The sequence below is a fragment of the Myxococcus stipitatus DSM 14675 genome (assembly GCF_000331735.1).
Taxonomy (GTDB): Bacteria; Myxococcota; Myxococcia; order Myxococcales; family Myxococcaceae; genus Myxococcus; species Myxococcus stipitatus.
In genome coordinates this window covers 6,917,616-6,934,662 of record NC_020126.1, presented here as the reverse complement: position 1 = coordinate 6,934,662, position 17,047 = coordinate 6,917,616, and the positions used below count along the sequence as shown (strand labels likewise).

The window sequence follows — 17,047 nt, the reverse complement described above, 5'->3', positions numbered from 1 at the left end:
CCCTCATGGCCGTTCCCCTGACACTCAAGGTCTTCAAGGGCGACACGCTGGTCGCTTCCAAGGACTACGAGCGCGACATCATCAAGATTGGCCGTCTGTCCTCGGCGCACCTGTGCCTGGAGGATGAGAAGGTCAGCCGCATCCACTCCGTCATCGAAGTCGCCAGCGACGGCTCCATGTCCATCATCGACATGGGCAGCGTCGAGGGGACGTACGTCAACAACAAGCGGGTCAACAAAGGCCAGCTCACGTTCGGCGACGAGATCCGGGTGGGTGGCACCACCATCCGCCTGGAGAACCCCGCCGCCGTGGCCGCGGTGAACCTGGCGGCCGCCGCGAGCACGGACGAGACCACGGAGAAGAACCCGGTGGTGAGCGCCGCCGCGCCCGCTTCCGGTCTGGCCCAGGCCGCCGCCGTGGCTGCTCCCGCCGTCGCGGGCGCGCTGGATGCGTCCGTGGCCGCCACGCAGAAGAACGCCACCGTGGCTCCGGAGCCCGAGCCCGCGGCCCCCGAGGCCCCGGCCCCGCAGGTCGCCGAGGCCGCCGCCCCGCGCCCGCGCACCGTGCGCCGCTCCAAGTCGAGCGGTCCGCAGGGGGTTGCACTGCGCTTCTCGTGGGGAGATCAGCGGGTGGGCGAGTTCTTCGTCGGCCCGGGCTCCAAGCGCGTGGTGGCGGTGGGAAGCGCCGCTGGCGTCGACTTCGTCATGGGGGACGACAAGCTGGGTGCCCCCCGCTTCGAGGTGCTGCGCACCGACGGCCAGTCCTTCGTCGTGCGCTTCATGGGGAAGATGAAGGGTGGGCTCATCCGTAAGGGTGAGACGCTGGATCTCAAGGCGGTCCTCGAGGCGGGCAAGGCCTCGCACGAGGGCGACGCGTACTCGCTGACGCTGGAGGCCGAGGACTTCTTCTGGGTGGACCTGGGCGGAGTGACGCTCGAGGCCTCGTTCCAGGCCGTCCCCAAGCGCGTCGTGGCGCCGCTGGGGGAGACGCTCGACTACACCGCGCTCAACATCTTCCTGCTGGTGTTCTTCGCGGCCACCGCGTTCGTCATCACCGCGCTCAATCGCACGGGCGAGGGGGATGAGTACTCAGACGAGCTGTCCTCGAACTCGGCGCGCATCGCCAAGCTCATCATCAAGCCGCCCGAGGTGCAGAAGAACAAGTTCCTCGAGCGCCTCAATCAGCAGAAGGAGGCGAAGAAGAGCGGCGAGATGGCGGCCAAGAGCCGCGGTGACGAAGGTCAGATGGGCAAGAAGGACGCGCCCAAGACCAACAACCGCACCGCGCCCAAGGGCGACCCGAACAAGAAGGACGAGGCCCGCGCGCTGACGGCCAAGATCTTCGGCGGCGGCAAGGGCGGCATCTCCACCGTCTTCGGCAGCAAGGGCCTGGGCGGCGACCTCAAGAGCGCCATGGGCAACATGTTCGGCGCCAAGGCGGGTGACTCGGGGGGCTTCGGCGGCCTGGGTCTGCGCGGCGGCGGCGGTGGCGGCGGCGGCACGGGTGACACCGTGGGCATCGGCGGCATCGGCACCAAGGGCCGAGGTGGCGGCACGGGCACCTACGGCACGGGTGTGGGTGTGCTGGGTGGCAAGTCGTCGGTCGACGTGAACATCGCCTCGTCCGAGGTGGAGGTCATGGGCTCGCTGGACAAGGAGCTCATCCGCAAGGTCATCCAGGCGAACCGCGGGCAGATTCGCTACTGCTACGAGAGCCTCCTCAACCGCTTCCCGAAGCTGGGCGGCAAGGTGGCGGTGAAGTTCGTGATTACCGCCACGGGCTCGGTGGCGTCGTCCTCGGTGGCCCAGAGCACGGCGGGCAACGCGGAGCTGGAGACGTGTGTGGCAAGCCGTGTGCGCACGTGGAAGTTCCCCGAGCCCAAGGGTGGTGGCGTGGTGGTCGTCACCTATCCGTTCATCTTCACGCGGTCCGGCGAGTAGCACCGGCGCTCTTCCCCGTTACACGGGCGGCCCTCTCCGGGCCGCCCGCGCAGTCACCCCGGCTCCCGTCCCCCGCTGGAGCTACGTCAACCTCAGGACCGCATGAAAGCCCTCGCTCCCATTGCCCTGTGTGCCGTGTTCGTCCTCCCCGTGGCCGCGAGCGCTCAGCAACCACCCCCCACGGCGACCGGCGACCGGCCGGCCGTCACGTTCGATGAAATCGAGCGGGGCTTCTACTTCGCGCTGTACGGCGGCCCGCTCTTCATGACGAACCCGCCCGCGGCCGAGGGGACCCCCCGGCCTTTCTCCTCTGGCCCCATGGCCCAGGTGGAGATGGGGTTCGACCTGAACGAGCGGGTGTCGCTGGGGCTCTTCGTCATGGGTTCCAGCATCCGGACCAGCGCCGAGTACATCGGCGAGTCCGGGGGCAAGGTTTCTGGTGACTTCTTCACCCTTGTCCCGGGCGCCGTCCTGCGCGCGCGCCTGCTGGGCCTGGCTGACAGCCAGGAAGTGAAGCGCACCTGGTTCTATCTCCGCGCCGGCGCGGGTTATGCGATGTTCTCCCCGAAGAGCCTCCTTCCGGATTCCGACATTCTTGTGTTTGCCGGGCCCGGAGTGGAGTACTACACACGGTTGCGCCACTTTTCCGTGGGGGTCGAGGTCACGGGGAACTACCTCGTGTCCGGTGGCTCGTTCGGGTTCGCGGTGGCGCCGAACATTCGCTACGCGTTCTAGTTCTAGCGGGAGAAAGACGTGCCTCAGGAGAATGGAAGCGGTGGGCCACGGCAGGGTGGGCGTGGTCGTGACGCGGGTGCGCCGGGTCAGGGCCCGCGCCGTGATGGCCCTGGCGGTGGTTTTGGAGGCCGAGGTGGCCCGGGAGGTCCTGGACGGGGCGAAGGCCGTGGGCGCGGTGAGGGCCGCGGCCGTGGCCGGGATGAAGGGCCCGTGGGCCCGGGGCAGCGTGTCATCTCCGAGCTGAGTGTCCTGGAGAAGGCGCTGTCCAAGACGGACTTCGGGGCCGAGAAGGGCCCGCTGCAGGCGATCGTCCGCTCGCTGCGGCCCATGCGCCTGAAGTCGCTGGAGGACCTGGACCTCAACACGCGAGGTCGCCTCATCACCACGATGCTGCGCGTGCAGCGTCAGCCCAAGCCCGCGGCGCCGGAGGCTCCGGCCGCCGAGGCGAGCACGGCTCCGGTGGAGGCCCCCGAGGCTCCCGCCGAAGCGGCTCCCTCCGAGGGCGCGGAAGCCGCTGCTCCCGCGGCGGAAGGTGCTGCTCCCGCCGAGGCCGCCGCTCCCGCGGTGGACTCCGCGAAGGAGAAGTTCGACGCGTGGACGGACGTCATGTTCCTGGTGGGCCAGGTCTGGCGCGCCGCGGGCGACAAGGACCGCTCCGAGGCGGCCTTCTCCGCCAGCGGTCGGCAGCCCGGTCCCGACGTGGAGGAGCCCGCGGCTCCCCAGGCCCGGGCGGAGGCTCGTCCGGAGCGCCGTGAGCGCGGCGAGCGTCCCGAGAGGGGCGAGCGTCGGGAGCGCGGTGAGCGTCCCGAGAGGGGCGAGCGTCGGGAGCGCGGCGAGCGTCCCGAGCGCCGGGAGCGTCCCGAGCGCGGTGAGCGTCCGGAGAAGGGCGAGCGTCGCCCCGCGCCGGAGCTGACGGGCGATTGGAAGGAGCAGGCCAAGCAGCTCGAGGGCATGGGGCGCACGCGTGACGCGGCGCGTCTCCACGAGCGCAACGGCGGCTTCGCGGAGGCCACCCGGTTGTTCGAGGCGGGTGGGGACCTCAAGAGCGCCCTGCGCACGGGGCTGGCGGGTGGCGACAATGACGCCGCGCGCCGCCTGGTGAGCACGCTGCCTCCGGATCAGCTGGCCCCCACGCTGGAGAAGGCCGGCGCCTACGAGCTCCTCATGGAGCACTACGTTGGCAAGGGCGACTTCGAGAACGTGGCGCGCCTGTATGAGCGCGCCCGCCAGTTCGACCAGGCGGCGCTCGCGTACGAGCGTGCGGGGAAGCTGACCCTGGCACGCAAGGCGTACGAGCGCTCGCGGGACATGGCCAGCGCCAACCGCATCCGTGGGCTCGAGGTGAAGAGCTTGGTGGAGCGCGGGGACCGTCTGGGCGCGGCCACGCTGCTCGTGGCGGCGGGACAGCGCCGCGAGGCGGTGGAGGTGCTGGGCACCCTGCCTCCTCCCAAGGCGTTCCACTTCATGCAGCGCCTGAAGCTGGATGAGGAGGCGAAGGAGCTGGCTCAGCGCGAGCTGGCTCGGGCCGAGCAGGAGCAGAAGCCGGCGGGCCGTGCCCGGTGGCTGGAGCTCCTGGGCGACGTCGCCGCGTCCGCCGATGCGTGGGAGGCCGCGGGGCGCAAGGACAAGGCCCTGCCGCTGCACGAGAAGCTTGGCAACGTGGCTCGCGCCGCCCAGCTCGCCGAGGAGCTGCAGCAGCGGGAGAAGGCGATGGCCCTCTACACCCAGCTCAACGACAGCGCGGGTCTGGAGCGTGCGAAGGCACTGCCGGAGGCGGCTGCCGTGGCACCGGCTCCCGCCGAGCCGGCGGGTGAGGAAGGCGACGCTTCCCCGGATGCTTCGACGGCCGAGTAGCAAGAAGACCAATGATTCCCGCCCTTTGGCGGGTTTTGCATGATTGCTCGGGGGCGCTCGCGGCCGGTAAAGTCCGGCGGCTGGCGCCCCCGCTGCGTTCCATTTTCACCCCCCGAGGCCCGCCCTCCCCATGCAACCGTCCACGTCCCCTCGACCCACGCTGCGCGTGTCCGATGACCGGAGCTTCGTCGAAGCCGAGGCCGCACTGGAGAAAGCCGGCCGAGTGGAAGAGTTGATCCGCTTGTACGAGGGCCGCTCGCGCGACGTCGCCGCCGACGAAGCGGTGCGTCTGTTGTGCCGTGCCGCGGAGCTCGCGCATGAGCGTCAGCGCAACGCGCCGCGCGCGGAGGAGCTGCTCAAGCGCGCGCTGCTGGTGGCGCGAGAGCCGCTGCCCGCGCTGCGGGGCCTCAAGCGTCTACATGAGACGCGGCAGGATGCCGCCGCGCTCGCCGAGGTATTGGAGCGACTGGGGAGCGCCACGCAAGGCGAGGAGAGCGCGGGCCACTACCTGAAGGCCGCGGACCTCTACGAGCAGAAGCTCTTCCGTCGGGACCGGGCGGTGTTGTGTCTGCAGCGCGCCGCGCGAGCGAAGGCGGACCGCGCCATCTTCCGCCGGGTGCGGCAGTTGTTGTTGTCCGAGGAGCGATTCCAGACGGCCTTCGAGGCGCTGGAGCGTGAGCGCGAGGCGCTGGGCGACGCGGGCATGGCGGAGGAGTACGCGGCGCTGGCGGAGCGGCTGGTGGACGACCCCACCGAGCACGAGCTGGCGCAGCGGGTGTTGGAGGTGGCGCGGGGGCTGGAGCCGCAGAACGCGCGCGTGGAGAAGACGAGCCGGGCGCTGCAGCGCTTCGAACAGACGTGGCGCGACCGCGTGCGGATGCTGCGGAGCATGTCGTTGGAGGAGCGGGACCGAAAGAGCGCGGCGCGGTTGTCGCTGCTCGTGGCCAAGCTGTTCGCCTGGTACGACCCGGCCTCCGCTGGCAAGGTGAAGGAGGCGCTGGACCGGTGCTTCCTGCTGTGGCCGGGGATGCCCGAGGGCCTGTCGCTCATCGAGAAGATGGCGGCGCGCGCGGGCGGGGACTTCGCGCCGGCGATTGCGCAGATTGAGGCGATGGCGGGCGAGGTGAAGGACCGCGGCGCGCAGGTGGACCTGTGGCTGCGCGTGGGCACGATGCGCCTGGGCCGCTTGAATGACGCGCCGGGAGCGCTCGGGGCCTTCGAGCGGGCCGTGGCGGCGGACCCGTCGCGCGCGGACGCGGCGAGTCTCACGGCGGAGCAGATGTTGGAGAGTGGGCGTGCGGCGGACGCGGTGGCGGTGCTGGAGCGCTACCTGGGCACGGTGAAGGACAAGGCGAGTCAGGCGGCCATGCGGCTGCGTCTGGCGGAGCTGTGCCTGTCGCAGCTCAGGGACGGAGCGGCGGCGCGCACGCACCTGGAAGCGGCGCTCAAGCTGGACCCCACGCATGCGCTCGCGGCATTCCAGCTCGCGCGGCTCCTGGCGGACGACGAGGAGCTGGAGGCCGTGGTGCCGCTGTTGGACCTGGCGCTGCTGGCGCCTCGGCCGCGAGCGGAGCGGGTGGCGTTCTGCGAGGCGCTCGCGTTGATGTTCGAGGAGAAGGAGGACGCGCGAGGCGCCTTCGAGGTGCTGTCGCGGGCGCTGGAGCTGGACCCGGCGCGGCCGCTGCTCCTGGGCTCCGTGGTGGAGCACGCGGAGAAGGCCGATGCGCGGCCGGCCCTGGCCTTGGCGCTGCAGCGTGCCGCACAGGCGGCGACGGTGGCGGAGGTCTCCGCGACGCTGTGGCGGCAGCTCGCGCTGTTGCTCCAGGGACCGTTGGCGGACCCCGTGCGCGCGGAGGCCGCGTGGCGCGAGGTGCTGGCGCGCGTGCCCGGCGACACGGCGGCGGCGGAGGCCGTGAAGTCGTTGCAGGCGGCCGCGGCGCTCGCGGACGACCCGAAGGCCCGGCTGGAGGCGGAGGTGACGCGGCGAGAGGCCGCGGGCGCCGCGCCGGAGGAGCTGGAGCCGCTGGTGCGCGAGTGGGTGCAGCTCGCGCCCGAGGAGATTGGCGCTGTGCAGCGGCTGCAGGGCCTGTGCGTGGCGTTGTCTCGCTTCGACGAGGCGGCGGCGCTGGCGGGTCGGCTCGCGGCGCTGGCGGAGTCGCAGCTCGAGCGCAACGAGTGGACGGCGCGTCAGGCGAAGCTGTACGCGGAGCGGCTCGGGCGTCAGCAGGACGCGGCGGACCTGTTCCTCGGGCTCCTGGCGGAGAACGTCTCGACGGGTGTGGTGGTCGGTGGACTGGAGCGGCTGGCCGCGGCGGGTGTGCGGTCGAACGAGGTGACGGAGGCGCTGGCCACGCACTATGGCCGGGCAGGTGACCACCAGCGTCAGGTGGCGGCACTTCAGCAGCAGCTGGAGGCCACGACGGAGCCGGCCGCGCGCAAGCGGCTCTTCTCACTGCTGGCGAGCATCCACGAGAAGCAGCTGGCCGACAGTCGCGCGGCCTTCGACACGCGGGTGCGCGTGGTTCGTGAGGACCCGAAGGACGAGTCGTCGCGCGCCGAGGCGCTGCGGCTCGCGCGGGACTTGTCCGCGCACTCGGAGCTGGGGCGCGTGCTGCGCACGCTGGCGGCGGAGCTGGAGGAGCCGGCCGTGGCGCTGGCGCTGCTCACCGAGGCGGCGGGGCTGACGGAGGAAGGCGGACTGGTGGCGGATGCCATCGTCGCGCTCGAAGCCGCGGTGGAGCGGGCCCCCGAGTCGGGCGCGGTGCTGCAGCGGCTGGTGCGGCTGTATGGCCGGGCGGGTCGCGCGGCGGATGCCGAGGAACTCCTGCGCAAGCGCATCCACGGTGCGCGCGGTGCGGAGCGGTTGGAGCTGTTGCTCCAGCTCGTGGACCTGAACACGGAGCTGGGGCGTCCGGCGCAGGCCGCGGAGGCGCTCCAGTCCGCGCTCTCGCACGGCGCCGAGGAGGGGCGGCACCTGCCTCGCCTCGCGGAGCTGTACGAGAAGGCGGGCCGCACCCGTGAGCTGGGCGACACGCTGGCTCGGATGATTGGCCTGGCGGAGTCCGCGGGCGAGACGGACAAGGCGGCGCGGCTGAAGCTGCGCCGGGCTCAGCTGCTGCAGGGGTTGCAGGATGGCAGCGCCGAAGCGGTGCAGAGCTACTCGGACATCCTGATGCAGCGTCCGTCGGACCCGGACGCCCTCGCGGCGCTGGAGGCGATGCTGGCCTCTGGAACCGCCCGCGAGGCGGCGGCGAGGGTGCTGGTGCCCGCGCTGGAGCGGACCAAGGACCACCGCAAGCTCGTGGCCACGCTGGACGTGTTGGCGGAGGTCGCGAAGGACGACGCGGCCCGCGTGCAGGTGCTCCGGCATGCGGCGCAGGTGCACCTGGCGCACCTGCGGCAGCCCGAGCTCGCCTTCGCGGCCCTGGCGCGAGCACTGCGGTTGGCCCCTGGAGACGCGGGCCTGCGCTCCACGGCGCGGCAGGCGGCGGAGGACGCGGACGCGCTGGACAGCTACGCGGAGATCATCGAGGAGCTGGCGGAAGAGGGTGATGTCGGCCCCGCGCGCGTGGCGCTCCTGCGCGAGCTGGCCGAGGTGCACGAGAAGAAGCTCGACGACAAGGCGAGCGCGGTGAAGGCCCTGCGTGCGCTCCTGTCGTTGGAGCCGGGGAACCTGGACAGCCTCCGGGCCCTGCAGCGGTTGCACCGCGCGGGCGAGGAGTGGGCGGCGCTGGCGGAGGTGCTCGAGAAGCTGGCCGCCGCGTCGCCGGAGCCCGCAGAGCAGCTCGCGTTCCTGCGCGAGGCGGCGTTGCTGCACGAGACGCGGCTGTCGGACCCGGAGAGCGCGGCGGAGGCGTGGCGTTCGATTGCGCAGCGCGACTCGGCGAACCGCGAGGCCGCGGCCACGCTGGACCGGCTCTACACGGAGCTGGAGCGTCATCAGGACCTGGCGTGGGCGCTGGCGTTGCGCCGCAATCAGGAGGGGCAGAGCCCGCAGGGGCGTGAGGTGTCGTTCCGCCTGGCGGAGTTGCAGCGCACGGTGCTGGACGACCCGAACGCGGCGCTGGGGCTCTACAAGCGCATCCTCTCCGAGGACTCGGGGCACCCGGGAGCGCGAGGCGCGCTGGAGGCCTGGGTGAAGGCCGCGGTGCCCACGAGCGGCGCCGCGCTCGAGGTGCTGGACCCGGTGCTGGCGCAGGTGGGCGACCATGCCCGCCGCGTGGCGCTGCGCGAGGCGCGGATGGAGTCCGCGCTGACGGTGGAGAAGACCCTGCTCGCCGGAGAGGTGCGCCGCATCTACGAGCGCGACATGCGGCAGACGTCGCTGGCCTTCATGTCGGCGGTGAAGTCCTTCGCGCAAGGGTTGGACCGGGAGGGCGTGCGCCCGGACCTGGAGCGACTGGCGCGCGAGACGGGCTCGCACGAGGTGCTGGCGGAGATCTACGAGTCCGCGGCGGTGGAGCTCACCGAGGGAGACCCGGCGGCGCTGGAGCTCCTGCGCCGCGCCGCGGAGCTGCGCGAGACGTTGGACCAGCCCGAGGAGGCCGCGCGGCTCTGGAAGAACCTGCTCGCGGACGCTCCGCAGGACCGACAGGCGCTGGAGGCGCTGTCTCGTCTGTACGAGAAGGGGCAGAACGCCAAGAGCCTCTCCGAGGTGTACACGCGTCAGGCCCAGCTCTCCCAGGACGCGGATGAGCGCGTGGGGCTGCTGCTCAAGGCGGGCGAGGCCTACGCCAACGCGGGTGAGGATGCTCGGGCCGTGGAGACGTACCGCTCCGCGCTGGCGCTGCGGCGGGTTCCGGAAGGGCTGCTCGCGCTGGAGAAGCTCTACGCGAAGGGACGGCGGTTCGTCGAACAGGCGGATGTGCTGGACCAGCTCGCCGACAGCGCGGCGGATGATGGCGCGCGGCGCGGCTGGTTGCTGAAGCGCGCGCAGCTCCTCGAGAAGGAAGTCGGGCCGGCGGAGGCGTTGCCGGTGTACCGCCGTCTGCTCGAGCTGGCGCCAGGCGATGGCCAGGTGGTGGCGGGGCTGGAGCGGTTGATGGCGCACGACGGGCCTCGCGTGGAGGCGGCGCGACTCCTGGAGCCTGTCTATCGCGGCTTGAACGACGCTCGGAAGCTGGTGGAGGTCCTGGACGTGTTGCTGCCGGGCGTGGCTCCGGAGCGGCGACTGGAGGCCATCCAGGAGGCGGCGACCTTGCGCGAGGCGCTGGGGCAGACGTCGCTCGCGTTTGTCGCTCGGCTCAGGGCGTTCAACGAGTTCCCGCAGGAGACGTCGGTTCGCGACGAGCTGGAGCGGCTGGCGGCCGACTCGGGTTCGTTCGAGGAAGTGGCCGGCGCGTACGAAGACCAGCTCGAGCGCGGCGCGCAGGAGCCGCTCGCGGGAGACCTCTGGCGACGGCTGGCGACGCTCTATGACAACCGCCTCAAGCGCTACGACCTGGCGGTCCGCGCGCTCGAGGAAGTGAGCCGCAGGGACCCGAAGAACCGGGGCGTGCTGGAGTCCATCGCCCGCGTCCATCGTCGCACGGGTGCGCATCGCGAGCTGGCGCTGGTGATGCGGCGCCAGGTGGCGGCGGATACGAACGCGACCTCGCAGGTGAACCTGCTGTTCGAGCTGGCGCACCTGGCCGAGGAGACGCTGGCGGACAAGGCGCTGGCGGCGCAGTCGTATCGCGAGGTCCTCGCGCTGCGACCCGAGAACACCAACGCGCTCAAGTTGCTGGGCCGCGTGCTCGCGGACATGGAGCGCTGGCCGGAGCTCGCGCAGCACATCGAGCGGGAAGTCCAGCTCGCGGACGAGCGCGGCGCGCAGGAAGAGGCGTCGGACCTGCGCGTGCGGTTGGGGCGGTTGAAGTTCTCTCGCCTGGACGACCCGCGTGGCGCGCTGGAGCTGTACCAGTCGGTGCTGGCGCGGCGGGCGGGACACGCGGGCGCGGTGGGGGCGCTGGAGGAGATGGCGCGCTCGGAGAGCCCGCTGCGAGGCGCCGCCGCCAGTGCGCTGGAGCCTGTCTTCGTCGCGGTGGGCAACCACCTGAAGCAGGTGGAGATGCTGGAGTCCCGCGTGTCGGCGGAGGCGGTGCCGCAGGAGCGCGCCGCGCTGCTGCGCCGCATCGCGGAGATGTACGCCGGACCGCTGGAGAACGCGGAGATGGGCTTCCTGGCGGCGACGCGTGCGTTGCGCGAGCTGCCGGATGACCTTCGCTCGCTGGAGCTGTGCGTGTCGCTGGTCGACCGCGCCGAGGCTCCCGAGGAACTGAGCGTCGTGGTCATCGAGGTGGCGCCCAAGGCGGGAGACGCCTCGCGGGCGGAGCTGTACCGCGCGCTGGCGCGGCTTCAGACGGACCTGGGCGAGCCGGCCGAGGCGCTGGCGTCGTGGAAGCGTGTCCTGGAGCTGCGTCCCACGGACATCGAGGCGCTGGATGGCACCGTGCGGCTGGTGGCGTCGCAGGGCAAGCCCACGGAGCTCCTGGAGGTGCTGCGCCGTCAGCTCGCCGTGGCCGAGGAACCCTCTCGTCGCGCGGCGGTGCTGCTGCAGATTGGATTGCTGCAGGAGGAGCAGCTTCAGGACGCGCTCGGCGCGCTGGCGACCTTCCGGCGCTTGCTGGAGATCAAGCCGGACGACGTGGCCGCGTTGGAGCGGATGGAGGCGCTCTGCCAGAAGCAGGAGCGCTGGCCGGAGCTGGCGGATGTGTTGGCCCGTCGCATCGCGCTGATGCCGCCCGAGGCGGGGCTGGAGCTGAAGTTCCGTCTGGCCTCGGTGCGCGAGACGCGCCTGTTGGACCGGACGGGCGCGCTGACGATGTACGGCGAGGTGCTGGCGGTGCAGCCCAACCATCCCGGCACGGTGGCCCGGATGGAGGGCGTGGTGGCGCGCGAGCCGCAGAACCTTCTCGCGGTGGAGACGCTGCTGCGTGCGTTCCGCGCGAGCGGGGATGTGCCTCGGTTGGCGCAGCTCATCGAGATGCGTGTCGGCGTGTCCACGGACGCGTTCGAGCGCAAGGCCCTGTTGGGCGAGCTGGCCACGCTGCGCGAGGCGCAGGGGGAGTCGGAGCTCACGTTCCTGGCGCTCTTCCGTGCGTTCAAGGAGGACCCGAACGACGGCGAGGTTCGCCGGCGGTTGGAGAACTCGACGGATGCCTCCGACAGCTACGACGAGCTGGTGGCGGCGTACGAGGAAGCGCTCCCGCGAGTCGCCGAAGCCGCCGACGCGGCGCAGGTGTGCCTGAAGCTGGGCCAGCTGCTGGAGTCGAAGCTGCGCGACTCCGACCGCGCGGTGACCTACTACGAGCGGGCGCGCACGCTGCACGCGGCGGTGCAGGGACGGGCGCTGGTGGCGCTGGACCGTCTGTACCTCGAGCTGCAGGCGTGGCCGGAGCTGGCGGGCATTCTCGAGGCCCTCGTCGCGAACGCGACCGAGCAGGCCGAGCGCATCGGGTATCTCTTCCGCCTGGGGCAGCTCTACCAGGAGCGGTTGGACAGCCCGGACCGCGCGGCGAGCGCGTATGAGGCCATCCTCAAGCTGGAGCCGGGCCATCTGGCCTCGGCGCGGCTCCTGGAGAGCATCTACGAGACCGCCTCCGCGTCGGAGAAGCTCTACGCCATCCTCAAGCTCCAGGCGGAGAAGGTGGTGGGGCCGGAGCGCGACCGCGTCGTCTCGAAGATGGCGCAGGTGTCCGCGGAGGGGCTGTCGGACCTGGGCGGCTCCATCGAGCTGTACCGCGAGCTGCTCGCGAAGAACTCGCGCAACGAGCAGGCCTTCTCCGCGCTGGAGTCGCTCTACGAGCGCGCGGACCGGCCGCAGGACCTTCGCGAGCTACTCGAGGGGCGGCTGGCGCTGACGCTGGACCCTCGTGAGGTGGTGCGTCTCAACGAGCGTCTGGGGCGTGTGGTGTATCGGCTGCTCAAGCAGCCGGAAGCAGCCGTGCCGTACTTCAAGGCGGCGCTGGACCGCGATGCACGCAACCGCGCGGTGCTCGACACCTTGCGCGACCTGTACGACGAGACGGAGCAGCGCGAGGAGCTGGTGGGGGTCCTCCGTCGGCTGATTCCGCTCCAGGAGAACAGCGAGGGCGTGAAGGCCCTGCGCTTGCGCCTGGCGGAAGTGCTGGCGGGGATGGGCCGCCGCGAGGAAGCGCTGGACGCGGCTCGGCGCGCGCTCGAGGTGGAGCCTCACCAGGTGGCGGAGCTGGACCGGGTGCACGCGCTGTTCATCTCGCTGCGCGCGTGGAACGACGCGGTGCGCGCGCTGGAGTTGAAGGTGCAGGTGCACCTGTCCGCCGAGGAGCGCGAGCACGCCGTCACCACGTACTTCGAGGTGGCGGACCTGTGGGCGGGGCAGGGCGGAAAGCCCGAGCAGTCCTCGGGGGCGCTCGAGAAGGTGCTGGAGTTGGACCCCGCGAACCGCACGGCCTACGAGCGCGTGTGCGTGCTGTACCGGACGTACAACGACTGGCGCGCGTACGCGACGGCGGTCGACCGCTACCTGCCTCACTTCGTCACGGACGAAGAGAAGCTGGCCTCGCTGCGCGAGCTGGCCCGGGTCCAGGAAGAGCGGCTGGGGCAGAAGGACGTGGCCTTCCTCGCGTTGTGCCGCGCGCTGCAGATTGACGCGTCGGACGACACGCTGCGCGAGGAAGTGGAGCGGCTGGCGGACGAGACGGGCAGCCATGAGGAGCTCGCCGCGGTCTACGAAGAGGTGGCGGATGAGCTGCCTCGTGGCCCTCTGGCGGAGCGGCTCTACGCCACGCTCGCGCGAGTGCACGACACGCGGCTGGATGACCCCAAGTCCGCGGAGGGTGCGTTCCGGAAGATTCTCGAGTTCGACCCCACCAACGCCACCGCGCTGGATGGCCTCGCGGCGGTCTTCCAACGACGCGGCCACGAGCGTGAGTATGTGGTCGCGCTCGAGCAGAAGCTCGAGGCCGCGGGCTCCATCGAGCAGCGCAAGGGCATCCTTCGGGAGATTGCGCGCGTCTGGGACGAGAAGCTGGAGGACCCGGCGGAGGCGGCCACCGCGCTCCTGCGTGCCTTGGAGCTGGAGCCGGACGCGGAGACGCTCGGCGTGCTCACCGCGTTGTACCGACGTCAGCGGGCCTGGCGCGACGTGGCCCTGACGCTGCTGCGCGCGAGGGACCTGGCGGACACGGCCGAGGAGCGTGCGCGCATCCAGGTGGAGGTCGCCGGCGTCTTCGAGCGCGACATCGCCGATGACGAGTCCGCGGTCGCCGCCTATCGCCAGGCGTTGGAGCTGGACCCGGTCAACCGGGAGGCGCTGGAGTCGCTGGAGCGGCTGCACACCAAGCTGGACCAGCCGGCGGACCTGCTCGCCATCTACGAGCGGATGCTGGAGCTGAGCGAGGACTGGCGCGAGAAGGTTCGCGTCCTGTTCCGCAGCGCCACCATCTGGGAGGACAAGTACCAGAACCCCGCCAACGCGGACGTGTGCGTGGAGGGCGTGCTCTCCATCGACCCGCAGAACGTCCAAGCCATCAAGGCGCTCATCCGCCTGCGCCGGGCTCAGTCGCGGTGGGAGGACCTCCTCATCGCCTATGAGCGTCAGCTCGCGCTGGCCGTCAGCCCGCAGGAGCAGGCGGAGCTGTACGTGGACATCGGCAACGTCCAGTACCAGCAGCTCAAGGCGGTGGACCGCGCCGTCAACAGCTACCACGCGGCGCTCGCGGTGGACGCGGAGAGCCGTCCCGCGCTGCACGCGCTCGGCAAACTCTACGAGCGCAGCGGCAACTGGCCCTTCGCGCTGGAGATGTTGCAGAAGGAGGCGGAGCTCGCCGGCCAGTCGAAGGACGCGGTGGAGCTCTACTTCCGGCTCGGGAAGATCAACGAGGACATGCTGATGGACACGGGCAGCGCCCGGAACGCCTATCAGCAGGCCATCGCCATCGATGTGGGCCACCTGCCCAGCATCCGCGCCCTGAAGGGCATCCAGGAGCAGGAGAAGGACTGGAGCGGCTACGAGCAGACGCTGCGCCAGGAGGCGGAGCAGACGGAAGACCCCGCCGCCAAGGGACGCGCCCTGCTGGATGTCGCGCGCTACCACGCGGAGACCCGCGAGGACCGCGAGACGGCGACGGGCTACTGGGAGGAGGCGCTCAAGCACATCCCGGACAGCCTGGAGGCCGCGAGGGCGCTGGCGGATGTCTACATCGCCCACGAGGAGTGGGCCGACGCCGAGCGGATGCTGGACATCGTCACGCGCAAGCTGGCGGAGAAGGCGATGGTGGAGAAGGACGCCGCCGTCGCCGCGGACTTGTGCCGTCAGCTCTACCGCCTGGGCTACGTGGCGGAGAAGCTGGGGAAGCGCGACAAGGCGCTCAGCTGCTACGAGACGGCCTACGAGCGCGACGCGACGTACCTGCCCGCGCTGGAGGGCTACGGCAACCTGCTGGTGCAGACGCGCCGCTACGAGGGCGCGCTCAAGGTCTTCCAGACCATCCTCATCCACCACCGCGAGGAGCTCACGGACCTGGAGGTGGTGGAGGTCTACTGGCAGCTCGGTGACATCCACGCCGCGCTCAACCAGACGGACCGCGCGCAGAATCACTTCGAGAAGGCGCTGGCCATCGACCCGGGCCACGAGCCCACGCTGCGGGCGCTCGTCATCCTGATGGACAAGGCGGGCCAGTACGAGAAGTCCGCGGACCTGCGCCAGCAACTCGTGGGCGTGCTCGAAGGCGAGGCCAAGGCGAAGGTGTATCTGGACCTGGGGCGCATCTCCCGAGACCAGCTGCACGACCCGTACATGGCCATCGATGCCTTCACGGGGGCGCTGAAGGTCCTGCCGGATGCGCTCGAGGTGATGGACCAGCTCTACGTGCTCCTGCGCGAGACGCGGCAGGGCCAGAAGGCCGCGGACGTGCTCGCGCGCATGCTGGCGCTGCCGACGCTGTCGTCCGAGCCTCACAAGGCCAAGCGCGTCTGGTTCGCCTTGGGCGAGCTGCGCCGCGATGACCTGAAGGACGTGGACGGCGCCGCCCAGGCGTTCAATGCCGCGCTGGACCTGGACCCGCGCTTCGTCGAGGCGTTCAGCTCCCTGGAGGCGATGCTGGGTGGGGCTCGCCAGTGGAAGTCACTGGAGGAGAACTACACGAAGATGCTGGGCCGGCTGCCCAAGACGCCGGAGACCCACGTGGCCCGCATGGCGCTGTGGCGCGCGCTGGGTGACCTCTATCACCAGGTGCTCAAGCACCCGGAGGGCGCGGTGGCGGCCTACGGCGTGGCCGCCAAGGGCCTGCCCGATGATGCCGGTGTGCAGGAGGCCTTCGCCGAGCTCGCTGGCAACATGCCGGGCAAGGAGGAGGAGGCCATCGCCGCGCTCCGTCGCGCGCTGCCTCACACCGAGTCCCCGCGCAAGGTGTGCGGACAGCTCGTCCGACTGGCGGCGATGCGCAAGGACTACGACCTGGCGTGGCTCGCGGCCCAGGCGACGTCGGGCCTCTTGGGGGAAGAGGGCGAGGACGAGAAGGAGATCCTCGTCAAGCTGGGGCCCCACGCGAAGAAGAAAGAAGTGGCGCAGCGTCCGGTCGACGACCAGCTCTGGCTCTCGCACCTGTTCCACCCGAAGGCGCGTGGCCCCTTGGCGGAGCTGCTGGGGCTGCTCTTCGCGAAGGCGGGGCACCTGTATGCCGCGCCCTTCACGCAGTACCAGCTCGTGCCTCGCAAGCACCGCATCGACGTGGCCAGCGCGCAGGAGTACCACGTGCACCACTACCGGTACGTGGCGCGCCTGCTGGGCATGGAGGCGGTGGAGCTGTACTCACCCTTCCTCGTCGCCACGCGCGAGCGCATGGCGAAGCGCTCCAACGAGCCCGCCCCGGAGCCGCAGGTCAACGTCGAGCTGCTTCAGACGCACCCCGCCTCGGTTCGTGTGGGTGGGAAGTACTTCGCGGAGCAGGGGCAGAAGGAAGTGTACTACCTGCTGGGACGGGCGCTGGCGCTGGCTCGGCCGGAGCTGGCCTTCACGCAGTTCGTGCCCGCGGAGCGACTGGAGGCCATCCTCCAGGCGGCGCTGAACCTCGTGGTGGGCAATGTGCGCATCGCCGAGTCCCTCCACGGCGTCGAGCCCGAGCGGCGCGCGCTGGAGAAGGTCCTCACCGACATGGACCGCGCGGCACTCAGCAAGGCGGCCCGGGCGTGGCTGCCCACCGCGACGCCGCAGTCCGTGCGCCAGTTCCTGGAGGGCGCGGAACTGACGGCGGCCCGCGCGGGCCTCTTCGTGGCGGGGGAGATGGAGCCGGTGCGGCGTCTGGTGCAGGGGGAGACGGGGGCTTCGTTCCGTGTGCCGCCTCGCACCAAACTCAAGGAGTTGCTCGTGTTCGCGACGTCCGAAGAGCATCACCGTCTGCGTGTGGCCGTCGGCACACACGTGGAGGTGCAGGTGCGCCGATAGCGCGGTAGAACCCTGAAAGGGTTCACGCGTTGATGAGCATTCGGGCGGTCAGGGGACTGATCCTTGACCGCCTCGGGTGGCCACTTCTACGATTCTGACGGGATTTCTCCCG

General features: G+C 71.1%; 5 protein-coding genes. All 5 read left to right on the top strand.

Features of this window, described 5'->3' with window-relative positions:
- The first annotated feature begins 5 nt into the window (after window positions 1–5).
- The 5 genes from gltG (at window position 6) to MYSTI_RS26500 (ending at window position 16,935) form a co-directional block, all read left to right on the top strand.
- A complete protein-coding gene (gene gltG, locus MYSTI_RS26515) occupies window positions 6–1,940 on the top strand; it encodes an adventurous gliding motility protein GltG (RefSeq protein ID WP_015350885.1) in 1,935 nt (644 codons plus the stop codon).
- A gap of 102 nt (window positions 1,941–2,042) precedes the next feature.
- Window positions 2,043–2,675, top strand: a complete 633-nt coding sequence (gene cglE / locus MYSTI_RS26510) for an adventurous gliding motility protein CglE (protein ID WP_015350884.1) — start codon at window positions 2,043–2,045, stop codon at window positions 2,673–2,675.
- Window positions 2,676–2,715: 40 nt separating this feature from the next.
- Window positions 2,716–2,919 (top strand): hypothetical protein, encoded by a 204-nt coding sequence (locus tag MYSTI_RS44860; RefSeq protein WP_015350883.1) that lies wholly within the window; start codon window positions 2,716–2,718, stop codon window positions 2,917–2,919.
- On the top strand, window positions 2,886–4,529 hold the full coding sequence (locus MYSTI_RS26505) for a hypothetical protein (RefSeq protein ID WP_015350882.1): 1,644 nt from the start codon (window positions 2,886–2,888) through the stop codon (window positions 4,527–4,529). The genes MYSTI_RS44860 and MYSTI_RS26505 overlap by 34 nt, the downstream gene beginning before the upstream one ends.
- A gap of 130 nt (window positions 4,530–4,659) precedes the next feature.
- Window positions 4,660–16,935, top strand: a complete 12,276-nt coding sequence (locus MYSTI_RS26500; protein ID WP_015350881.1) for a tetratricopeptide repeat protein — start codon at window positions 4,660–4,662, stop codon at window positions 16,933–16,935.
- Window positions 16,936–17,047: the final 112 nt, after the last annotated feature.